Annotated in this window: 15 protein-coding genes and 1 pseudogene; 11 read left to right on the top strand and 5 right to left on the bottom strand. The window is 43.0% G+C overall.

The features are described 5' to 3' along the window. Window position 1: 1 nt before the first annotated feature. Together AC04Q6_RS07280 and AC04Q6_RS07275 are read left to right on the top strand one after the other, a co-directional pair. Window positions 2-736, top strand: coding sequence for an ORF6N domain-containing protein (locus AC04Q6_RS07280; protein WP_432366502.1), 735 nt, complete (start codon window positions 2-4; stop codon window positions 734-736). A gap of 65 nt (window positions 737-801) precedes the next feature. Further along, window positions 802-942 (top strand): annotated as a pseudogene (locus tag AC04Q6_RS07275) (ORF6N domain-containing protein); the annotation flags it as partial. A gap of 138 nt (window positions 943-1,080) precedes the next feature. Here the strand turns inward: AC04Q6_RS07275 and AC04Q6_RS07270 are convergent. Next, on the bottom strand, window positions 1,081-1,953 hold the full coding sequence (locus tag AC04Q6_RS07270; RefSeq protein WP_118071490.1) for an AraC family transcriptional regulator: 873 nt from the start codon (window positions 1,951-1,953) through the stop codon (window positions 1,081-1,083). A 319-nt stretch (window positions 1,954-2,272) separates the two neighbouring features. On the opposite strand from AC04Q6_RS07270, the gene AC04Q6_RS07265 reads away from it, so the two are divergent. The 3 genes from AC04Q6_RS07265 to AC04Q6_RS07255 are packed head-to-tail and all read left to right on the top strand — an operon-like array spanning window position 2,273 to window position 4,575. Beyond that, on the top strand, window positions 2,273-3,532 hold the full coding sequence (locus AC04Q6_RS07265; RefSeq protein ID WP_117569647.1) for a glycoside hydrolase family 27 protein: 1,260 nt from the start codon (window positions 2,273-2,275) through the stop codon (window positions 3,530-3,532). A gap of 27 nt (window positions 3,533-3,559) precedes the next feature. Further along, complete coding sequence (locus AC04Q6_RS07260) at window positions 3,560-3,724, top strand: hypothetical protein (RefSeq protein WP_174088098.1); 165 nt, start codon at window positions 3,560-3,562, stop codon at window positions 3,722-3,724. Continuing rightward, window positions 3,718-4,575, top strand: a complete 858-nt coding sequence (locus AC04Q6_RS07255) for an MFS transporter (RefSeq protein WP_174088097.1) — start codon at window positions 3,718-3,720, stop codon at window positions 4,573-4,575. The genes AC04Q6_RS07260 and AC04Q6_RS07255 overlap by 7 nt, the downstream gene beginning before the upstream one ends. A gap of 393 nt (window positions 4,576-4,968) precedes the next feature. Here AC04Q6_RS07255 and istB read toward each other — a convergent pair whose 3' ends face one another. Next, the gene (istB, locus tag AC04Q6_RS07250) at window positions 4,969-5,745 is read right to left on the bottom strand and encodes an IS21-like element helper ATPase IstB (RefSeq protein ID WP_118071980.1); all 777 of its coding nucleotides are present in this window, start codon (window positions 5,743-5,745) and stop codon (window positions 4,969-4,971) included. Between the two features lie 6 nt (window positions 5,746-5,751). Then, the gene (gene istA, locus AC04Q6_RS07245; protein WP_476389601.1) at window positions 5,752-7,290 is read right to left on the bottom strand and encodes an IS21 family transposase; all 1,539 of its coding nucleotides are present in this window, start codon (window positions 7,288-7,290) and stop codon (window positions 5,752-5,754) included. 1,040 nt (window positions 7,291-8,330) lie between these two features. On the opposite strand from istA, the gene AC04Q6_RS07240 reads away from it, so the two are divergent. The 3 genes from AC04Q6_RS07240 (at window position 8,331) to AC04Q6_RS07230 (ending at window position 11,214) form a co-directional block, all read left to right on the top strand. Continuing rightward, the gene (locus tag AC04Q6_RS07240) at window positions 8,331-8,768 is read left to right on the top strand and encodes an Hsp20/alpha crystallin family protein (RefSeq protein WP_118070804.1); all 438 of its coding nucleotides are present in this window, start codon (window positions 8,331-8,333) and stop codon (window positions 8,766-8,768) included. Between the two features lie 433 nt (window positions 8,769-9,201). Next, entirely contained in the window at window positions 9,202-10,164 is a 963-nt protein-coding gene (locus AC04Q6_RS07235; protein WP_021976592.1) for a nucleoside hydrolase, read from the top strand. Window positions 10,165-10,254: 90 nt separating this feature from the next. Continuing rightward, on the top strand, window positions 10,255-11,214 hold the full coding sequence (locus tag AC04Q6_RS07230) for a 3'-5' exonuclease (protein WP_118070806.1): 960 nt from the start codon (window positions 10,255-10,257) through the stop codon (window positions 11,212-11,214). Here AC04Q6_RS07230 and AC04Q6_RS07225 read toward each other — a convergent pair. Continuing rightward, the gene (locus tag AC04Q6_RS07225; RefSeq protein ID WP_242997096.1) at window positions 11,188-12,507 is read right to left on the bottom strand and encodes a D-alanyl-D-alanine carboxypeptidase family protein; all 1,320 of its coding nucleotides are present in this window, start codon (window positions 12,505-12,507) and stop codon (window positions 11,188-11,190) included. The genes AC04Q6_RS07230 and AC04Q6_RS07225 overlap by 27 nt on opposite strands. 727 nt (window positions 12,508-13,234) lie before the next feature. Between AC04Q6_RS07225 and ileS the strand changes: the two genes are divergently transcribed. From ileS to AC04Q6_RS07210, 3 genes are all read left to right on the top strand, one after another. Further along, complete coding sequence (gene ileS / locus AC04Q6_RS07220) at window positions 13,235-16,399, top strand: isoleucine--tRNA ligase (protein WP_118070808.1); 3,165 nt, start codon at window positions 13,235-13,237, stop codon at window positions 16,397-16,399. Beyond that, entirely contained in the window at window positions 16,399-18,861 is a 2,463-nt protein-coding gene (locus AC04Q6_RS07215) for a glycogen/starch/alpha-glucan phosphorylase (RefSeq protein WP_118070810.1), read from the top strand. The genes ileS and AC04Q6_RS07215 overlap by 1 nt, the downstream gene beginning before the upstream one ends. A 321-nt stretch (window positions 18,862-19,182) precedes the next feature. Continuing rightward, window positions 19,183-21,918 (top strand): DUF4430 domain-containing protein, encoded by a 2,736-nt coding sequence (locus tag AC04Q6_RS07210; RefSeq protein ID WP_118070812.1) that lies wholly within the window; start codon window positions 19,183-19,185, stop codon window positions 21,916-21,918. Window positions 21,919-21,997: 79 nt separating this feature from the next. Here AC04Q6_RS07210 and AC04Q6_RS07205 read toward each other — a convergent pair whose 3' ends face one another. After that, window positions 21,998-22,825 (bottom strand): leucine-rich repeat domain-containing protein, encoded by an 828-nt coding sequence (locus tag AC04Q6_RS07205; RefSeq protein ID WP_118062212.1) that lies wholly within the window; start codon window positions 22,823-22,825, stop codon window positions 21,998-22,000. Window positions 22,826-22,913: the final 88 nt, after the last annotated feature.

Genomic DNA, 22,913 nt, shown 5'->3' with positions numbered 1-22,913 from the left:
CATAAAACGATTTCCAGAAGATTTTTGTTTTCAGATTACAACAGAAGAAGCAGAATCTTTGAAGTGCCAATCTGGCACCTCAAAAATACAAGAGTCAGGAAAAAAGGATGGACGAGGTGGCAGACGTACGCTACCGTATGTATTTACAGAGCAGAGAATATCAATGCTAGCCAGTGTATTACATAGTGAGGTGGCAATCAATGTAAGCATAGGTATTATGCGGGCATTCGTAGAAATGAGACGGTTTATAGCCAACAATGCACTTTTGTTTGAAAGGATTAGTAACGTTGAGTTAAAACAACTTGAATATCAGAAAAAGACAGATGAAAAGCTGGAGCAAATTTTTGAGTACATATCAGATCATGAGGAGTCTAATCAAAAGATATTTTTTGATGGTCAGATATATGATGCGTTCAGTTTACTAATAGAACTGATTCAGAAGGCAGAAACGGAAATTGTTCTGGTAGATGGATATGTGGATGTAGGAACATTAAATATTTTGTCAAAGAAGAAAGAAAATGTGGCGGTGACAGTTTATACACTGCAACGGACAAAATTATCTCAAACAGATATAGATAACTTTAATGCACAGTATCCTAAACTGGATGTGAAGTACACAAGAGCATTTCATGATCGTTTTTTAACCGAATCAAGTAAGTCCCCTGCTTCAATTGCGAGGAGCAATAAGCAGTGGGTGGGACTTACTTATATCAGGAGGGGTACAAGCCCCTGCTGATAAACTGCGGAGCAGTTATTCGGTTATGAGCAAGTAGCGAAAGCGGATTGCGAATATCCGATTGACTTCTTGATAAAACGAAAGCATATCATGTTGGTGCGTCTTTGAAGGACGCAGGTAAAAAATGTTTTGGAATTAATTTGATTGAAGATGCAGGTATTGTAAGAGATATTTTACAGAGATTGGAATTAGAAACAGAAGAATAGAAAAGTAAGTTATGCAGAAAGGCGTGAGTCATAAGAATATGGCTTGCGTCTTTTTCTGTCTGGATTCTTTCGAGGTCTGGCAGTTATTTTTTTGCACAAGAAAAGGAGCTACGCACTAATACTTAATGCGACAGCCCCTTATTTTACCAGAACAATTTGGCGTTCGCGTTTGTGACGGTTTTTTCTATATTCTGTAGGAGAAATTCCGTGGTATTCTTTAAATATTTTTGAAAAATAAGAAGGCGAACTGAATCCACAGATCTGACTGATATAGTCCACGGACCAGTCAGAAGTAAAAAGAAATTCTTCACTCTGGGTGATGCGAAAATCCAGTATATATTTTTTCAATGGAACACCCATCTGCTTTGAAAAGATTTCTGAGAGATAGGATCGATTCAGATTCAGTTTGTCTGCAATATACTGAACTGTCAGGCCTCGTCCGTAGAAATCTTCTACAATAGAAATTGCTTGCTGTACATGACTTTCTGAATTCTGACGACTTTTTCTTTCGGGAAGCTCTTTGGAGTTCTCGATAAAAGTACCAACTTTTGAAAGAAGAAGGAGAAGAATGCCATTGGTATACAGATCATTTTTTGTACTATCATTTTTTATGGAAATCAGAATCTCAAGGAGATCCTTGATTTCCTCAAAGACTTCTGTAGAAAGTCCTTTTGTGAGGGACGGATAACCGAATCCAAGACGATGCATGAAGTATGGAGCGAGTTTGCCATTGAAGCCAACCCACGAATAAGTCCATGGATTCTCCTTATCGGCCTGATAGAAGACCATCTGATCCGGTTCAATCAAAAAAATCTGTTTTTCTTCAATAAGATATTCTGTTTTATTAACAACAAGACGTCCCTTCCCGGAAAGAACAAAATGCATGAGATAATAGGGTCTTGTTCCAGGTCCGTAGGAATGAAGCGGCAGACATTCTGAATGACCGCAGAAACGAAGTTTTATATCATTCCAGCTGGTGTCTCTGTACAGATTCAATTTTTCTAATTCCATAGGATCTCCTTTCGGTAGTTTGTATATTTATATTCGATAGATACAAAATTCTTGCTTTTATTAAACTACAATTTCCGACAAAATTTATAAGTTATCCAACAAAAGTGACTAACATGGTAATAAGATTATAGTATATGATATCAATGTAGACAAGAGAAAGAAAAGACAAAAATAATCTAAAAATTCAGACAGGAAACGAATCGATTCAAATTCACAGAAAAGTAAAAAGCTATAGTTATTAGAAGAAAGAAGTCAGTTTGTAAAAGGTGACCTGTATTTTGTGCACCCTAAAATAAAATGGAAAGGTAAGGAAAGAGATATGTTAGAATTTGCAAAAACACCACCAAAAGGATGGAACAGCTGGGATGTATATGGAGCGTCTGTTACAGAAGAAGAAGTAAAAAGAAATGCAGATATTATGGCAGAAAAGCTTAAGAAATATGGATGGAACTATGTGGTTGTAGATATTCAGTGGTACGAGCCAGGAGCTGAGTCAGCAGCATATCGCAAGTTTGCGGATTTGAAGATAGATGAATATAGTCGTGTGCTTCCGGCTGAAAATCGTTTTCCAAGTTCAGCAGATGGAGTTGGGTTTGCACCACTTGCTGAATATGTACACCAATTAGGGTTGAAATTCGGTATTCACATTTTAAGGGGAATACCAAGACAGGCTGTTCATGGAAGAATGCATATCAAAGGAACGGATAAGACAGCAGATCAGATTGCAATAAACAGTATCTGTCCATGGAATTCAGATATGTATGGAGTGGATATGTCAATTCCAGAAGGACAGTTATATTATGATTCGCTTATGGAATTGTATGCTTCTTGGGGAGTTGATTTCATTAAAGTTGATGATATCGCATATTCAACGATTTACAGAGATTCACATAGAAAGGAAATTGAAGGGATTCGAAAGGCTATCGACAAAACGGGACGGGACATTGTACTTTCCCTTTCGCCGGGACCGGCAAGACTGCAGGATGGAAGTTTTCTTCAAAAAACTGCAAATATGTGGAGATTGACAGATGATTTCTGGGATGAGTGGGAATTGCTGTATGATATGTTTGACCGCTGTAATTATTGGTCACCATTTATTCGTAAAGGAAACTGGCCTGATTGTGACATGCTTCCATTGGGGCATATTGGAATCCGCTCAGGTGAACGTGGAAAGGCAGACCGTATGACCTGCTTTACAAAGCCAGAACAAAAGACAATGATCACATTGTGGTCTATCTTTCAGTCACCACTGATGTATGGCGGAGAACTAGCTGATTTGGATGAGTGGACGCTCTCATTGTTAACAAATACAGAGGTAAACGAGATGCATCGTACACTGGATGGACAGAGACAAGAGTACAGAGACGATGAATGGATTGTCTGGTCAGGAGAAAACGAAGAGAATACATATATTGCAATATTTAATGTATCGGATAAAAAGAAAGAAATTCCTGATAAATTAGCAGAAATATATATCAAAGAGGATGCAAAAGAAATCTGGTCCGGCAAAAAAGCAACTGAAGCAGCAGAAGAAGTAGATAGTCATGGTTGTGTGTTGTATCAGATGAAAAGAATGTGATGAATGTCGGATAGGAGGAATGAAGTGATGGATACAATAGGAAAGAAACTTGCCCTAAAAGAAAAGATGGCTTATGGCTGCGGTGATGCGGCAAGCAATATTATCTGGGCATCTATGGGAACATTTCTGATGTTCTATTATACAGACAGATTGCAAGTCTCCTTGTTACAGCAGGAACACTCCCATTGGTAAACTTTATGACAGAGTATGTGGGGGAAAAGAAAGCGTGGAGTATCGTATATGGAATATTTGGAGTTATTGCAGCAATTCTGTTCTTTTTATGTTTTGCAGGGTGTAAAGAGAGAATTCATGAAAATGAAGAAGAGAAGACAGAAAAGATTCGTGTTATTGACGGAGTAAAAGCAGTGCTGAAAAATAAATACTGGCATATGCTGATGGTGATATCTATTTGTATTAATATATTCTTCCAAGCTATTAGTACGGTAAATACATATTATAGTAAAGCGGTTCTTCATAATAGCAGTATGATTAGTGTATTGAATACGGCTTATATAGTTCCTGCAATTGTAACCTTTTTCTTTGTACATCTGGTTGTGAAGAAGTATGGAAAAGGAAAGACTACGATGTTTGGCTGGATTATTATCTGTGTCAGCTATGTGATATTGTTACCATTTACAGAAAATACAACGGTACTGATTATTACAGCTGCTATGAGGGGAATAGGATATTGCTTCTTGCTTGCAGTGTCTTCTGCGATGGTAAGTGATGCAGTTGAATATGGGGAATGGAAAACGAAAATTCGTGTTGAAGGTCTGACATTTAGTATGCAGGGATTTGTAGGAACAATCGCAGCAGGTATTGTTACGGCGGTCATTGGATGGGTACTCAATTTCAGCAAATATGATGGAACACTGTCATTTGCAGATACACAGGCAGGATCCGCAGTATTTGCAATTAAACTGCTGTTTATTGCGGTTCCGTTTGTTGTTGGAGTACTGAATATTATATTGTTAAGATTTTACAAACTTGATAAAATGTATCCGCAGATTATTGAGGATTTAAATAAGCGGAATGGAAAATAAGTGGGGAATGCATATGAAGACAAGCATATCAGAAAAAATAGCTTATGGTATGGGAGATGTTGCATGTAATGTAGTATATGCACTTACATCTGGTCTTATCGTATATTTTTATACAAATGTAATCGGAGTATGGAGCTGTCGCTTTAACGAATGAATTCATATCTTTTCTCCCAGTTCTTTCATACGTTCTCCATCTATCGTCCCTTCATAATGTCTGATTCTTGACTTATCAAGTTTTATTTTAACCGAATCAAGTAAGTCCCCTGCTTCAATTGCGAGGAGCAATAAGCAGTGGGTGGGACTTATGAATATTCTCGTGCGATGAAATCGCACTTCCGGAAATTTGGGAATCAGATGTCCGGAAGTGGAAATCACCTGTGTAATTATGCGAGTTTACTCGCGTAGTGCTTTATCCAAGCCATATACCTCACGCATTGATCTATCATGTTCAGCATCAATGCTCGTGATATTTATTCGATAGCTGTCGTGGGCAATACGATCAATGATCGCATCTGCCAGAGGACTGTCACCACCGCCGAGCTGCTCATACCATTCCTCAAATGCATACTGGGAGCAGAAAATCGTTGAAGATTTCTTACGTCTCCTATGAAGCAGTTCGAAGATATCCCTTTGTTCTGCATTCGTCGGTTTCAAGAGAAGCCACTCATCCAGAATCAGGACAACTGGATTTGCATACTTCGCCATGACTTTTTTGTAGTTACCATCTGTCCGTGCTGTCTCCAGATCAATAAGCAGATCAGGAAGACGGACATACTTGGTATTGAAATACTGCTTACAAGCCTCCATACCAAAGGCGCAGGCCATGTAAGTTTTACCACAGCCTGTAGCGCCGGTGATAAAAAGATTCCGGTGTTCAGATATATATTCGCAAGTTGCAAGTCGGTTAATAAGACCCTTGTTAAGCTTGCGTCCGGAAGTGTAATTGATATCCATGATACTTGCTTCCGGTTGGTCGAATCCAGCATTACGGATCAATCGTTTCTGACGATTATTCTTACGATTACTGTATTCGATGTCCACCAGCATACCAAAACGGTCCTCGAATGGTACGTCTTTAAATTTCGTATCATCCAGCTGGTTGCGGAACGCATCTGCCATAGTAGTAAGGCGCATTTCAATTAATTTATCTATTGTACTCTGATTCGTCATATATGTTTACCTCCGATAGTAATCGGCACCTCTTGTGATGCCGTGTGCTTTATGTGTAGTCTTGGATTCAGTAGTTTCTGATTCCGGTTTTACAGAACCTGTTACAAGGATGTTTTTAATACTCTTATAACTGGGTGAAGCTGTATAAGATAGTGCCTTTTTACAGGCTGCTTCAAACAATGCATTCGAGTATTTCTCTGCAAGCTTCAGAAGCCCCATACAACTTCGGTAGGTCTGTTGTTCCACACGTTTGGAGGTCAGTATCGCATTGACCACAGTGTACGTATTTATGCCAATCCGTTCAGCCCATTTGCGGAACCTGTCGCCGTTCCATTCCAGATATTTCTGGTGGTCTTCCGGCATATGTTCCGTGACAGTGCTGTACTTCCCAGGACGCCCCTTCAGACGGCGGTGGGAAGCAATGCGGTTATGATTGTAAAAAATTTCAATAGTGGTATCTGTTATCTTGACATCAACTTTCTTTTTGATGTATTCATAGGGAACTGAGTATAGCATTCCGTCCACAGATATGTGATAATTGAACTGGACGGTGGCTGTTTTCCAGTCGCTCAGTTCAAAACGGGTAGCAGGTAATGGTGCCAGCAATGGTTTTTCTTCCTCAAGAAATAAGCTTCGCCGACTACCCTCTTTCTTCTGAAAGAGCCTTTGGTTGAACAGTTCTAGCTTATCTTTTATTGCACGGTTTAATTCTGCAAGGGAAAAGAACTGTTCATCCCGAAGTGCTGCTGTTATCCAGGTAGAGATATTTCCTACCGTTCCTTCAGCATTCGGCTTATCCTTGGGAGCTCTGACACGAGCCGGAATAATAGCGGTGCAATAATGTTCAGCTAGTTCCTGATAAGTTTCATTGATCTGCTGGTCTTTCCATCCCCCATTGTGAATAACTGCGGTTTTGCAGTTATCCGGTACGAGGATTCTGGCAACACCGCCAAAGTACTCATACATATGGACATGAGCATTGATCCATGATCTCTGCTTCATATCCAGAAATGCTTCCACATATGCATACTGACTGTAAGTCATTACACCTACAAAGATGTAAGATTTTAAGATTTCACCAGTGTCAGGATCAATAATTGTTGCCGGATCACCAGCCCAGTCAACCTCAACCTGTTCGCCGGGTTTACGGTTGATATGCATGGTAGCACGATGTTTCTGCTCATCCTGTTGGATGTGATAGCAGAATTGTGAATACATGAGTGGTTCTTCACCGTTGGCACGGCAATCCTCTATGTACTCAGTCCATAAGAGCTTTTTGGTGACTCCATTACGGAGCAGTTCCTTACGGATGTAAGCGTAGTCGGGCATCTTCTTACTGGCAGATACCTTGCTCTCTTTCGAGAACATGAGCTTTTGAAGCTCTGTGTCGGTCATTGATTCATCAAGAGGCCAAGAGATATTTAGTTCTCTGGCACGTTTTTGAACTTTGACGACAGTTTTTTGTGAAACACCACAGCTTGCCATGATGTTACGTTGTGAGAATCCCAATCCGGTAAGCCGGATGATTTCTCGATATTTGGTCATAATCGTGACCTCCTCATAATGAATTTACACTAAAAGTGCATAACATCATTATAAGGGTTTAGGAAAAATGTGATTCCATTTTTGCCGGAATCGTGATTCCCTAAAAAACGGAACATTGATTTCCATACGCCGGACAGGTGATGGATTTCACCCCGGATTATTCAACTTACTTGTATCAGGAGGGGTACAAGCCCCTCCTGATAAACTGCGGAACAGTTATTCGGTTATGAGCAAGTAGCGAAAGCGGATTGCGAATATCCGATTGACCCAATTGATCATTTTCCGACAGACTGCTTTATTCTTTTTTATAATCACTGCTTTTTAAACGTACGATAAATTTAATACCTTTATCCATCATATGTATAAACGCAGGTGTAGAAGGATATCCTCGGTCCATGATAATGATAAATGGAATATTTCCTATTGTTTCCGGTATTCGCTCTAATTGCTTTTATGCCAGGCGCATCTCATCAAATTTTACTTTGTTACAATCACTTTCTAGTATCATGCGATTCATTACATCATAGATACAGCCTAATCCTATTTGAGCCTGGGGTTTTGTATTTTTTCGGCTTGCAGAACCATACAGTTCCAGCGTTTCAGCAGTGGTAGGAATATTAATGTCTGAGCCGTCTGCCGACAAAATGCCTTAAATTCATTAGAACTCATTTTTTCTATGTCCATGAATGTACGTTTTTGAGAATGTTTCATCAGCATCACATCCTTTTCTGCGGCAGGTTCATGGTTTTTTTTTACAATATAAGCATATAAAAAAAAGCAGAAGACATCTAATTTTTTTAGAATAAATATCGTCTGCTTTAAGTTAATGACATTGCATAAAATCAAGGCTTCACAAATTCTTCACAAAATAATTAGCACTCATCTCTTGACAGTGCTAATAATGCGTGTTATAGTACATACAGAACAAAGGAAGAGAGAAAAAGAAATCTTCCGGAGAAAGTTCTTACAGAGTTTTCAGAAACAGTAAATTAAAAACGCCTGCATAATATGCAGCGAATATAGATCAGGAGGAATGAGTTATGTTAATGCCAAGTATTTTCGGAGAAGATTTATTTGATGATTTTATGGGATATCCTGCAGGCCGTCAGGCAGCTGCCAATGCTTATCCTCAGGTGAAAGATATGATGAAGACAGATATCCGTGATGTTGACGGAAATTATGAACTGGATATCGATCTTCCGGGATTTAAGAAAGAAGATGTGAAGATCCAGCTGAAGGATGGTTATCTGAACATCCAGGCAACCAGAGAAGAGAAGAAAGATGAGAAGGATGAGAAAGGCAAATATGTTCGCAGAGAGCGTTATACAGGAACCTGCAACAGAAGCTTTTATGTAGGACCAAATATTAAACATGAAGATATCCATGCGAAATATGAGAACGGAATCCTTCACGTAACATTCCCGAAAGAAGAGACCAAGAAAGAAGTAGAAGAGAAGAAATTTATTGCAATTGACTGATCTAATAGAGGAAGCCCCCATCTTAAGGCTGTAAGCCCCAGGTGACGGGATGATGTCATAGCAGCAATATCCGGAACAACCCAAACGGATATGAAGATTCCAAATGTCATATTGCATTTGTTTAATATAAACCCCCTTTTTTTCACCCCTCTGCCAACCCCGGCAGAGGGGCTTTTTGCGTTCCAGTCTGAAGTGCACAGGTATGTAGAAAGCCCAGTGTTGTGCTCGCACATAAGCTGGGCTTTCTACATACCTGTATAGGGCGGACGCCCGACATCGAGATGCAGCGCAGCGGAATCGAGATGCCGCACTTCAGACGTACCTTTTGAATATCTTTACACCTTTTCCCCACTCTGTTATACTTGGAACAGGTAAACAGCGGAAATTCGGTAATACTATAAATTGGGGAAAGAGTTTTTACAGAGGTGAACATATGGGAGATAGAATCAAGGTTATTATGGACTGCGATCCGGGAATTGATGACGGCATTGCGCTGGCTTATGCGGCGGCACATCAGGACGAATTGGAGCTTCTTGCGATAACAACATTTGCAGGAAACGCTACCATTGATAAAGTAACGAAGAATGCACTGGAACTGGCAGATTTTTACGGACTGAAAGTTCCTGTGGCAAAAGGCCAGGAGCGCCCTCTTGTAAAAGAGCCGCTTCATGCAGAAGAATTCCACGGAGAGACAGGCCTTGGCCACTGTGTTCTGCCGGAGACAAAAAAAGAGCTCGCATCAGACAATGCAGTGCTTTTTATCCGTGATATTCTGAATGACCTTCCGGAAGGTGAACAGGTAACGGTGATCGAGACAGCACCAATGACCAACCTTGCATTGCTTTTGAGGATTTTTCCGGAGGTGAAGGAGAAGATCCGCCAGATCGTATTTATGGGCGGCGCGGCGAAAGGCGGAAACATCACACCGGCAGCGGAATTCAATATTTATGCAGATCCGGAAGCAGCGAAGATCGTATTTTCTTCCGGAATTCCACTGGTGATGTGCGGACTGGATGCTACCCTGAAATGCAATCTCACCAGAAACCAGATTATGAAATTATGCCAGTCCGGTAACCCGGTTGCAAAAGCCTGCGGCGATATGGCCGGTTATGTACTTGGAAATCCTACCAAATACCGTTGTGTGGCAAGTATTCATGATGCGGTACCATTTATGTACCTTCTTCATCCGGAGTTTTTTAAGACGGAAAAAGCACTCCTGGATGTAGACTGTTCTGAAGGTGCCGGACGAGGTGCCACATTATGTGATTTCCGCTGGTGGTTACACGAAGAAGACGAAATGAAAGATATAATACTGACAGATGCAGACACCGGAAATTTTCAGCAGGAACTGTTTGAATCAATTTATTCCGTGTCCGGATGCAGAGCCGCGAAATAACCGTGAGCAGGCCATGAAGCAGAGAGAATACACTGTCTGCTTTCCATAAACATATCTGTGCACACTGTCAGTTAAGAGGACAGAAAACCCATGAACTATATTGTATTTGACCTGGAATGGAACCAGAATCCGGATGGAAGAAAACATCCGGACAGTCGACTCCCTTTTGAGATCATTGAGATCGGGGCAGTAAAATTAAATGAAAAAAGAGAGATCATCGACACCTTCCAGTGCCTGATCAAGCCCAAAGTGTACCATTGGATCCACGACAGCATCCATGAGGTGATCCACGTAGATTTCCATGAACTGGAGAAAGGACTTCCTTTTCCAAAAGCGATCCGCAGATTTCTGGAATGGTGCGGACCGGAATATCGGTTTTTTACCTGGGGAAACCAGGATGTAATGGAGCTTCAGAGAAACATGAAATATTATAATCTTCTGAAGCTGATCCCAGGACCGGTCCATTATTATGATGTACAGAAGCTTTTCAGTGTGAAATTTGAAGATGGAATTGCCAGACGTTCCCTGGAATATGCCATTGATTATCTTAAACTTCCGAAGAACCGGGATTTTCACCGGGCACTGGCAGATGCCAGCTATACGGCAAGAATCCTTCTGGAGATTGATGAAGCCTGCATGATCCGTCATCCATCCCTGGATGTATACCAGAATCCAAAATCAAAAGAGAAGGAAATTTATATTTCCTATACAGATCATGATAAGTTTGTATCCAGGGAATTTGTATCAAAAGAACGCCTGATGAAGGACCGCACTATGGTGAGCACGGTGTGTCCTATCTGCAGATGCCCTGCCAAGCGGAAGATTCGCTGGTTCAGTACCAACAATTCCAAGGTATATTACAGCCTTGCCCTCTGCCACGAGCATGGACCCGTTGCAGGGAAGATCAGAATCCGAAAAACCGATGAGGGAAAATATTTCGGGGTAAAAACCCTGAAAGCAGAAGATACAGAAGCGGCGGATGAAATCCGTGAAAAGCACGAATCTCTCCGCCGCAGAAAAGTCTCAAGAAGCCTGGACAAGAAGATCTGATACGACATTCCGTTCGTATTGCATTCCCCAGCCAACCATTTGTTTTTTGTAATAATATTTGCTTTTCAGACGCAGCAGGCCGGCAGCATTCTGGAGAACGGCCTGGCGTTTGGTAAGCTGTGATTTGTCAATTCCTTTTGGTAAAGTCACATAAACCTTTGTCTTATAATAAAACGGATAAGTATTTCCGTTGTTCTTAAGAATATATTTATCACATGGAAGTACCTTAAACGGGACTGGTTCCATGGACACTTTCATATCTGTTTTTTCAAAATTTCCAAAACCATAATCAAACAGGGAAGCAGTGTCACCATAGGCGTTTGCGGCAGAAGTAGAATTCAGGATCACTGCTACAAGTGTTGTATTTCCACGCCTGCAATAGGTGACGAGTGTATTTCCGGATGCATCTGTGTAACCTGTTTTTCCACCAAGAACACCTTCGTAATAATATTCCCCGTTTTTGATCATCTTGTGGTGGTTCAGAAGCTGCCTTGCTTCCGCAAATTTGTTTGTAGGAGGAATCTCATAGTAACGTCTGGTGCAGAACTTGCGGTAAAGCGGGTTCATCCAGGCAGATTTCGCGATTTTTGCCATGTCGGAAGCTGTGGTGTAATGATTCTCATCGGGAAGTCCGTTTGGATTGTTAAAATGAGTATTTTTGCATCCGAAAAGTCTGGCGCGCCAGTTCATAAGCTCAGTGAATTTTTTTACAGAGCCGGAAACTTTCTCAGCAACAGCTACAGACATTTCGTTGGCGGACTGAAGCATAACAGCCATAAGAGCCTGATCTCTGGTGAATTTTTCGCCGGGAGCGGCGTAAATACTGGAATCTCCGGCAGACACACTGGCAGAAGCACTGTCAGAGACTACGATATTAGTTTTCAGGCTTAAATTTTCACAGGCCAGAAGAGTTGTCATGATCTTGGTGATACTGGCCGGATAAAGTTGTGTATCTGCATTTTTGGAATAGAGGACTGCCTCCGTATTCACATCCATAAGAACTGCAGCCTGTGCTTCTATGTTCGGGCCTGTTGGCCAGCCTTCAATAGAGTCTGTATCAGCGGCCTGTGAATAGTAGCTGGAATGTGCCGGAGCGGTGTCTGCTGCAGCCTGACCGGAGGAATCTGCTGTCTGTGCGTCAGGAACCGGTGTGGCAGTAACGATCGGATCACCATATTCATCGTATCCGTAAGCTGCTGCGGCACAGGGCTGTGTACCTGTGAAAAGGATTCCCATACAGAGAATACCTGCAAAGATCCGGCGCAGGGATCGTTTTTTTGAAATTTTCATCATAAAATACCTTTCAATAATAAATCCGGGCGAAAATCTGCCCATATGTGATGCAGACATATCACCGTCTGCGTGATTCTGTAGTAGTATACCACTTTCTTTTTGGAAAAACCACTTACAGTCTGTGAAAATTGAGGAACCACAGCTTTTGTTCCATGAATATGCGTAAATATGCACATTTAATAAGAGGAAATCCGTCAAAAACACTTGACATATAGATTTTCCCCAACCTATAATATACAGCGTATATAGAAAAAGCTGTGATGGAGACAGTAAGTCATATGGAAAACTGGCAGCGAACCGGGGATGGTGAGAGCCCGGGGCGAGTAAATATGATGGAATATCACTCCTGAGCTTCAGTTCTGAAGTTGGCCGGAAGCAGCCGGGGAACGATATCTGAGTTACAGATATCAGTAATTTCAAGTAAGAACTGACGGATTTCCTCCGTTACAGGGAACATATATCGGCAGATACGATAATGTCCGCCATGGGAAGACATGGCACAGGAGCCTGGCAGCTTAAGAATAAGAGGGCGCAGGGAACCGGACAACAGGCCCGTATAATGTAACAGGTGGTACAGCGAATCAGACTTCGTCCTTTTACAGGATGGGGTCTTTTTTTATAAGTGCCCGAAAGAAACACTGGCACGAACAAGTATCTGTGAAGAAATAAACCGCTGCATCTTATAAATGAGACAGCAGCCAGTAATCAGACACAGGAGGTAAAAATTGTGTATCGTAAAGTTGACACGAATCTGAATTTTGTTGACCGCGAAAAAGAAGTTGAGAAATTCTGGAAAGACAATAAGATTTTTGAAAAGAGTATGGACAGCCGTAAAGAGGGCGAGACATACACATTCTATGACGGACCGCCTACCGCTAATGGTAAGCCACACATCGGACACGTTCTGACACGAGTTATCAAGGATATGATCCCGAGATACCGTACAATGAAGGGATACATGGTTCCGCGAAAAGCAGGATGGGATACTCACGGACTTCCGGTTGAGCTTGAGGTTGAGAAGAAACTTGGTCTTGACGGCAAGGAACAGATCGAGGAGTACGGAATTGAGCCATTTATCCAGCAGTGTAAAGAGAGCGTATGGAAATACAAAGGAATGTGGGAGGATTTCTCCTCTACCGTTGGTTTCTGGGCTGACATGGAGCATCCGTATGTAACATACGACAACAACTTCATCGAGTCCGAGTGGTGGGCACTGAAAGAAATCTGGGACAAAGGCCTTCTTTACAAAGGTTTCAAGATCGTTCCTTACTGCCCGCGTTGTGGAACTCCGCTTTCCGCACAGGAAGTTTCCCAGGGATACAAAACTGTTAAAGAGCGTTCCGCAATCGTTCGTTTCAAGGTTGTCGGTGAGGATGCATACTTCCTGGCATGGACAACAACACCGTGGACACTTCCATCCAACGTTGCACTTTGTGTAAACCCGGATGAGATCTACTGCAAGGTAAAAGCTGCAGACGGCTACACATACTACATGGCAGAGGCGCTTCTGGACAAAGTTCTCGGCAAGCTTGCAAAGGATGACGAGCCTGCATATGAGATTCTTGAGAAATACAAAGGAACAGACCTTGAGCGTAAAGAATACGAGCCGCTTTTTGCATGTGCAGGAGAGGCAGCTGCAAAACAGCACAAAAAAGCTCACTTCGTAACCTGCGACAGCTACGTTACCATGAGCGATGGTACTGGTATCGTTCATATCGCACCTGCATTTGGTGAGGATGACAGCCGTGTTGGCCGTGATTATGATCTTCCGTTTGTACAGTTCGTAGACGGACAGGGTAACATGACCAAAGAAACACCATACGCCGGTGTATTTGTTAAGAAAGCGGACCCGATGGTCCTCACAGACCTTGACAAAGAGGGCAAACTTTTTGACGCACCGAAATTCGAGCATGATTATCCGCACTGCTGGAGATGTGATACACCGCTGATCTACTATGCACGTGAGTCCTGGTTCATCAAGATGACAGCAGTAAAGGATGATCTGATCCGCAACAACAATACAATCAACTGGATCCCGGAGAGCATCGGCAAAGGACGTTTCGGTGACTGGCTTGAGAACGTTCAGGACTGGGGTATTTCCAGAAACCGTTACTGGGGAACACCACTGAATATCTGGCAGTGTGAGTGCGGACATATGGAATCCGTAGGAAGCCGCCAGGATCTCTATGAGAAGAGTGGTGACGAGCGTGCGAAGACTATCGAGCTTCACCGCCCATACATTGATGATATCACCATGAAGTGCCCGGACTGCGGCAAGACCATGCACCGTGTACCGGAGGTAATTGACTGCTGGTTTGATTCCGGAGCAATGCCTTTTGCACAGCATCATTATCCATTTGAGAACAAAGACCTGTTTGAGCAGCAGTTCCCGGCAGACTTTATTTCTGAGGCTGTTGACCAGACAAGAGGATGGTTCTACTCCCTTCTTGCTGAGTCCACACTGCTTTTCAACAAGGCTCCATATAAGAACGTAATCGTTCTGGGACATGTACAGGATGAGAATGGACAGAAGATGAGTAAGTCCAAGGGAAATGCCGTTGATCCGTTTGACGCACTGAACAAATATGGTGCAGATGCCATCCGCTGGTACTTCTACATCAACAGTGCTCCGTGGCTTCCGAACCGTTTCCACGGCAAGGCAGTTGTAGAGGGACAGAGAAAGTTCATGAGCACTCTGTGGAACACCTACGCATTCTTCGTACTGTATGCGAACATTGACAATTTTGACGCAACTAAATATACTTTAGATTACGATAAGCTTCCGGTTATGGATAAATGGCTGCTCAGCAAGCTGAATACCATGGTGAAGACTGTCGATGAGGATCTTGGTTCCTACAAGATTCCGGAAGCTGCAAGAGCACTTCAGGAATTTGTTGACGATATGAGTAACTGGTATGTAAGAAGAAGCCGTGAGCGTTTCTGGGCAAAGGGCATGGAGCAGGATAAGATCAATGCTTACATGACACTTTACACAGCACTGGTAACAGTTGCCAAGGCTGCAGCTCCGATGATCCCGTTCATGACTGAGGATATCTACCAGAACCTTGTAAGAAGCATTGATGCAAACGCTCCGGAGAGTATCCATCTCTGCGATTACCCGAAGGTAAACGAGGCATGGATCGACAAGGATCTTGAGGCAAACATGGAAGAGCTTCTTGAGATCGTTGTTCTCGGACGTGCATGCAGAAATACCGCAAACATCAAGAACCGTCAGCCGATCGGAACCATGTATGTAAAAGCTGAGAAGAAGATGGATAAATTCTACACAGATATCATCGCAGATGAGCTTAACGTAAAAGAAGTGAAATTCGCAGATGATGTAGAGTCCTTCATTTCCTACAGCTTCAAGCCGCAGCTTCGTACAGTAGGACCGAAATACGGCAAGCTTCTGAACGGCATCCGTACCGCACTCTCCGAGATCGACGGAACCGCAGCAATGAAAGAGCTGAGAGATAATGGTGTTCTCGTTCTTGACATTGACGGAAACAGAGTCGAGCTTGCAGAGGAAGACTTATTGATCGAAACAGCCCAGAGCGAGGGCTATGTGACAGAGACAGACGGTGAGACATCCGTTGTCCTTGATACAAACCTTACACCCGAACTGATCCAGGAGGGCTTTGTCCGCGAGATCATCAGCAAGGTTCAGACTATGCGTAAAGAGGCTGGTTTCGAAGTCATGGACAAGATCATTGTCTATGCAAAAGATAACGATAAGATCATGGATATCATGAAAGCAAACCAGGATGAGATCAAACGTGAAGTACTGGCAGAAAACATTATTCTGGGAGAAGCAGAGGGTTACACCAAGGAGTGGAACATCAATAAAGAGGCTGTAACACTGGGAGTATCCAAAGTACAGGAGGAAAACTAATGATTGACAAGCAGTTTGAGAAAGAGGAATTCAAAAAAAGTGTAAAAGAAAACGTAAAATTCCTTTATCGAAAAACACTGGAAGAGGCTACACAGGAGCAGATCTTTCAGGCTGTAAGCTACACTGTGAAGGACGTGATCATTGACAACTGGCTCAAGAGCCAGAAGGCGTATGAAAAACAGGATCCGAAGATCGTATATTATATGTCCATGGAGTTCCTTATGGGCCGTGCCCTTGGAAACAACCTGATTAACCTTGGTGCATACGGCGAGGTTAAGGAGGCTCTTGAGGAGCTTGGACTTGACATTAACTGCATCGAAGACCAGGAGCCGGATCCGGCTCTTGGAAACGGTGGACTTGGAAGACTGGCAGCATGCTTCCTGGATTCTCTTGCAACTCTGAACTACTGTGCATACGGATGCGGAATCCGTTACCGTTATGGTATGTTCAAGCAGGAGATCCGTGACGGTTATCAGATAGAGGTACCGGATAACTGGCTGAAGAACGGCTATCCCTTCGAGCTCCGTCGTCCGGAGTATGCAAAAGAAGTTCATTTCGGCGGATACGTACGTGTTGAGTGGGATCCGGTGAAGAACGAGAATAAATTTATCCATGAGGGATATCAGGCAGTAAAGGCTGTTCCTTACGATATGCCGATCACAGGTTATAATAATGATGTTGTAAACACACTTCGTATCTGGGATGCAGAGCCGATCGTAGACTTCAACCTTGACTCTTTTGACAAGGGTGATTATCACAACGCAGTAGAGCAGGAGAACCTTGCACGTACTATCGTTGAGGTACTTTATCCGAATGATAACCATATGGCAGGTAAAGAGCTTCGTCTGAAACAGCAGTACTTCTTCGTATCTGCCAGCCTTCAGGCAGCGATTGCCAAATATAAGAAAACACACGATGACATCACAAAGCTTCATGAGAAGGTTGTATTCCAGATGAATGATACTCATCCGACAGTTGCAGTTGCAGAGCTGATGCGTATTCTTATCGATGAGGAAGGTCTTGGCTGGGATCAGGCATGGGATATCACAACAAAATGCTGTGCTTACACCAACCACACCATCATGTCCGAGGCACTTGAGAAATGGCCGATCGAGCTGTTCTCCAGACTGCTTCCGCGTGTATACCAGATCATCGAGGAGATCAACCGTCGTTTCATTCTTGAGATCCAGCAGAAATATCCTGGAAACTTCGAGAAGGTTAAGAAGATGGCGATCATCTATGACGGACAGGTTAAGATGGCTCACCTTGCGATCGTTGCAGGCTACTCTGTAAACGGTGTTGCACGCCTTCATACCGAGATCCTCAAGAATCAGGAGCTGAAGGATTTCTATGAGATGATGCCTGAGAAGTTCAACAACAAGACAAACGGTATCACACAGAGACGTTTCCTTGCTCATGGAAACCCGCTTCTGGCTGACTGGGTAACAGACAAGATCGGACCGGACTGGATCACAGATCTTTCCCAGCTTTCCAAGCTTAAGGTTTACGCAGACGATGAGAAGGCTCTTCAGGAGTTCATGACCATCAAGTTCAAGAACAAAGAGCGTCTTGCAAAATATATCCTGGAGCACAATGGTGTTGAGGTTGACCCGCACTCTATCTTCGATATCCAGGTTAAGAGACTTCATGAGTACAAACGTCAGCTTCTTAACATCCTGCATGTGATCTATCTGTACAACCAGATCAAGGCACATCCGGAGATGGATTTCTATCCAAGAACATTTATCTTTGGTGCAAAAGCTTCCGCAGCTTACGCACGTGCAAAGAAGATCATCAAGCTGATCAACTGTGTGGCAGATGTTGTAAACAATGATGCTTCCATCAACGGTAAGCTGAAGGTTGTATTCATCGAGAACTACCGTGTATCCAACGCTGAGATCATTTTTGCGGCAGCAGATGTTTCCGAGCAGATCTCCACAGCAAGTAAAGAGGCTTCCGGTACAGGTAACATGAAATTCATGCTGAACGGTGCTCCGACACTTGGAACCATGGATGGTGCTAACGTTGAGATCGTACAGGAGGTTGGCGAGGAGAATGCATTTATCTTCGGTATGAGCTCCGACCAGATCATCAACTATGAGAACAACGGCGGTTACGATCCGGACTTCATCTACAACACAGATCCGGAGATCCGTCAGGTACTGATGCAGCTGATCAACGGAACCTTCTCCAGCGATACAGAGATGTTCCGTGACATCTACAATTCACTTCTCGACAAACGCAACATGCCGAGACCTGACCAGTACTTCATCCTTGGCGACTTCCGTTCCTATGCAGAAGCACAGAAACGTGTTGAGGCAGCATACAAAGATGAGAAACGCTGGGCGAAGATGGCACTTCTGAACACAGCATGCAGCGGTAAGTTCACATCCGACAGAACCATTCAGGAGTATGTAGATGATATCTGGCACCTGGATAAGGTTATCGTAAAAGAGAACTAAAAAACATTTGATTTGACAACACCTGACTTCATTTGTATAATGAAGTCAGGTGAATAATTGAATGAAAGGAAGCTTTCAGGCGAACAGGTGAGATTCCTGTACAGGAAAATGCGTTGTCGTACAGTCGGCGGGCCGGAGCTTTTTTTAAAAAGATAGTGACTACAGAAGTCAGTTTGCGCATAAAGAACGTCTATCAGGTAACAGAAATCCCGTAAGGGACTTTTTCTGTTACCTTTTTTGTTGCCCTCGTGGCATCATGATCTTTCAATTAAAACAGCAAAAAAGAAAGCTGTCACCGAAAAATCAAAAGGAGGAAAGGTTATGAAACGCAAAAAAATTCTCAGTATTCTTCTTGCAAGTGCTATGATCGGCACTGCTCCGGCATCTGCCTGGGCCGCTGATTTCACAGACACAAATGTGGTTGACGCAGAAGAAGTAACAGAGGAAGCTACAGAGGAGGACGTTCCGGAACAGCAGGAGGATGACGCAGAAAGCATTGATCTGGAAGCAGATGACGCAGAAGATCTTTCACAGGATGAAGACGCAGCAGCTGTTTCCACACAGGAGAGCGAAGATCCGTTTTCCGCAGGAGAGGCTGTAGCAGCATTTGCAGATGGTGAGGAAAGCGGAGATCTGACACTGGCAGGAACCGGTACAGAGGCAGATCCGTACCTGGTTACATCCACAGCTGACATTCAGGCAGTTGCAGATTATGTAAACAACGGAAAAGGTACTTTTGCAAACCAGTATCTGAAATTTACAGAGGATATCACACTTCCGGAAGGATGGACTCCGATCGGAATAAAAACATCCAAATTCCAGGGAAATCTGGACGGAGACAACCATCTGCTGACAGTACCGAAAGGGGAGAAATGTCTTCTTGGTTATGTAGCAGATTCTACTCTGAAAAATCTGAATATCTATGGAGAGCAGATCGCGTCTGACGGTGTTGTCTGTAATTATGAGGTTGATCACAGTTCCAGAAACCCGATCAAGATCGACAATGTAACTTTAAAAGCAGGAACACAGACTTTGAAATCCGGATTTATCGGAGGATATGCATCCGGACAGAACCAGATCACCATCACCAACAGTACTGTAGAAAAAGGTGTTGTGATCGGATATGACAAAGCACAGTCCAATATCGGTTCCTTTGGTGGTGACTTCAACGGAACTATCGAGAACTGCGTAAGTTACGCAGATGTCTACGGAACAAAATACGTAGGCGGTATCAGCGGAAACAAAGGTCAGTCTATGGGAACCTATGCACTGAAAAACTGTAAGTTCTACGGAACCGTAACTGCAAGCGGAAATTACGCAGGTGGTATTTCCGGCGGCGGATACGGCGGAACACGGTGGGGTGAATCTTCTGCGCCGAACACACCAGGTGTAACGATTCAGGACTGCTATTCCAACGGAACGATCACAGGAAATGACTATGTAGGTGGTATCCTTGGTTCTGAGACCGGTATGGTACAGTGCTGGGACAACGGTATCCAGTATATTCAGAACAACTCCTTTGAGGGAACGGTAAGCGCAACAAACGGAACACGTGTCGGCGGTGTGATCGGTTACATCAAAGGTATTGATAAATACAACATCATCGAGAACAATGAGTATACCTGTAAAGATGTAAAAGGAATCGGAGCGATCGATTTCGTTGATACAAATTATGCAAATCCCACACCTGTGGAAGGCGTAACTTATTACAATTCAGAAAACGGAAGGCCAAGTATTTCCGGTGCAACGAAAGCACAGCATAACCGTACCGATGATCCTCTCGGTGCAGATGCAGATAAGCTTACCAAACTGGTAGTGCCGAAGATCAAAGTTTCCCTTACGATCTTAGGTGACCAGGTTCACGACAGTGATAAAGATCATCAGTATCATACCTACTATGCAGGAAATCTGGAGACCTGGCTGGAGCAGAGTGAGTATACCGTTGTAGAAGGCTCTACGGCAAAAGATGTCATTGACGCAGCATTACTTGCCAACAACATGACATGCGAGAATCCATCCGGAAACTACATTGCGTCCATCACAAAAGGTGATGTTACACTTGGCGAGTTTACAAACGGAAAATACAGCGGATGGATGTATACATTAAACGGCTCTTATCCGGATCTTGGAGTTTCCGAGCAGGAAGTAAAGAACAATGACCAGATCGTTCTTCATTACACAGACTACTATCCGGAAGAAGAGAATCATGTCTGGGAGACAGCATGGACATTTGACAAAAACGCCCACTGGCATGAATGTGCAAATTCCAAAAACGAAAATTCCTGGTGCAACATCTCCAGCAATGAGAGAAAGAACGGATATGCAGCACATACCTATGACAAAGGTAAAGTAACAAAAGCAGCTACCTGTACAACAGCAGGTGTGAAAACATATACCTGTACAGTCTGCGGCGCAACAAAGACAGTAAGTATCCCGAAGACAAGACATACTTACACCTGGAAAACAACAACAAAAGCAACCGTATTCAAACCGGCAGTACAGACAAAAGTCTGCTCCAAATGCGGTTATAAAACAAAGACAACCAGACCTTACGGCAAAAAACTGACTCCAACCCTGAAACTGAACGCAACAAAGATCACTCTGAAAGTAAATCAGTCCACATCCAGAGTGAAAGTAACAGGACTTGCCAACGGTGATGCTGTAAAGGCATGGGGAACTACCAACAAAAAGATCGTAACTGTAAGCAGCAAAGGTGTGATCAAAGCCGGAAAAACAGCTGGTACAGCAAAAGTTTCCGTAACCTTAAAGAGCGGAAAGAAAGCTTATATCACAGTAACTGTTCAGAAATCTACAGTAAAAACAACAAAGATCACAGGTGTAAAATCTGCCCTTACTCTGAAAAAAGGAGCAAAGACAACCCTGAAACCAGTACGTACACCGTTCACATCCGGTGAGAAGATTACTTACACTTCTTCCAATAAGAACGTGGCAACCGTAAGCAGCACAGGTGTGATCACAGCAAAAAAAGCAGGAACAGCAGTGATCACCGTAAAGAGCGGAAGCAAAAAAGTAACATGCAAGGTAACAGTTAAATAAAGCTGTTATCCCCTGAAAAATAAAAGCGGCATTTTTTCACAGAATGAAATGTGAAAAAATGCCGTTTTTGATCATTTGATCATAAATATTCAACTTTAAAATCAAATTCCTTACAATACTCATCTACTTTGGAACCTTTATAACACCGGATGGTACAGGCACGGTTGATGATCCATGGCCCGATAAAATCGGGATCGTGTCGGATCTCCAGATATTTCATACGGTTACATCCGTGGAATACCCATTTGCCGATATAATGGATATTTGTGGGAAGACAGACATAAGTAAGATTCATACACTTAAAAAATGCGCTTTCGTCCAAAAATTCCAGGGACTGGGGAAGATGAAGTTCTTCTATGGCACAAAAATAAAAAGCCTCTTTTCCGATACGTTTCAGACCTTCCGGGAAATCCACGGAACGGAGATTTTTACAGCGGTAAAAAGCACGGTCTTCGATGAGGGTAAGTGCGGAAGACAGCTGAAGGGATTCCAGGGAGGTACACTGTGAAAAAGCTTCGGAGCGGATCCGGGAAATCTGTGAATCATGGGGAAAGATCACACATCCAAGCTTTCGGTTCTCCTGAAAGGCGGCTCTCGGGATAGAAGAAAGTGCCTGAGGAAGAATGACTTTTTTCAGGGAATTACATTGAGAAAATACGTTGGATCCCATATTTTCCACCTGGGTGGGAAGCAATACTTCTTTCAGAAGAGTGCAGCCCTGAAAGGTTCTGGCGCCGATATTTTTAAGCGTGTCCGGAAAACAGACAGAGGAGATCTTGGTCTTTTTCTGAAAAGCTTCCGACGCGATATATTCAATTGGCGCAGGGATCTTTACATTTGAGGAAAGATAGTTTCTTGCGTTGTTTTTGGAAATGACACGACTGGATCTGTAATAAGTACCTGACATAAAAAAGTCTCCTTCAACATAAAAAAAGACACCGCATCACAGGCAGATACGATGTCAAAAAAGAATTCTCCATTTATCATACGTGTAA

This window comes from Blautia sp. HA9023 (assembly GCF_056504095.1).
This window is presented reverse-complemented; position numbering and strand designations above follow the sequence as displayed.

Bases quoted from the DNA above. Each gene is read 5' to 3' on its own strand.
- AC04Q6_RS07270 (WP_118071490.1), bottom strand. From the start codon at position 1,953: ATGGAATTAGAAAAATTGAATCTGTACAGAGACACCAGCTGGAATGAT.
- AC04Q6_RS07265 (WP_117569647.1), top strand. From the start codon at position 2,273: ATGTTAGAATTTGCAAAAACACCACCAAAAGGATGGAACAGCTGGGAT.
- AC04Q6_RS07260 (WP_174088098.1), top strand. From the start codon at position 3,560: ATGGATACAATAGGAAAGAAACTTGCCCTAAAAGAAAAGATGGCTTAT.
- istB (WP_118071980.1), bottom strand. From the start codon at position 5,745: ATGACGAATCAGAGTACAATAGATAAATTAATTGAAATGCGCCTTACT.
- istA (WP_476389601.1), bottom strand. From the start codon at position 7,290: ATGACCAAATATCGAGAAATCATCCGGCTTACCGGATTGGGATTCTCA.
- AC04Q6_RS07240 (WP_118070804.1), top strand. From the start codon at position 8,331: ATGTTAATGCCAAGTATTTTCGGAGAAGATTTATTTGATGATTTTATG.
- AC04Q6_RS07235 (WP_021976592.1), top strand. From the start codon at position 9,202: ATGGGAGATAGAATCAAGGTTATTATGGACTGCGATCCGGGAATTGAT.
- AC04Q6_RS07230 (WP_118070806.1), top strand. From the start codon at position 10,255: ATGAACTATATTGTATTTGACCTGGAATGGAACCAGAATCCGGATGGA.
- AC04Q6_RS07225 (WP_242997096.1), bottom strand. From the start codon at position 12,507: ATGATGAAAATTTCAAAAAAACGATCCCTGCGCCGGATCTTTGCAGGT.
- AC04Q6_RS07215 (WP_118070810.1), top strand. From the start codon at position 16,399: ATGATTGACAAGCAGTTTGAGAAAGAGGAATTCAAAAAAAGTGTAAAA.
- AC04Q6_RS07210 (WP_118070812.1), top strand. From the start codon at position 19,183: ATGAAACGCAAAAAAATTCTCAGTATTCTTCTTGCAAGTGCTATGATC.
- AC04Q6_RS07205 (WP_118062212.1), bottom strand. From the start codon at position 22,825: ATGTCAGGTACTTATTACAGATCCAGTCGTGTCATTTCCAAAAACAAC.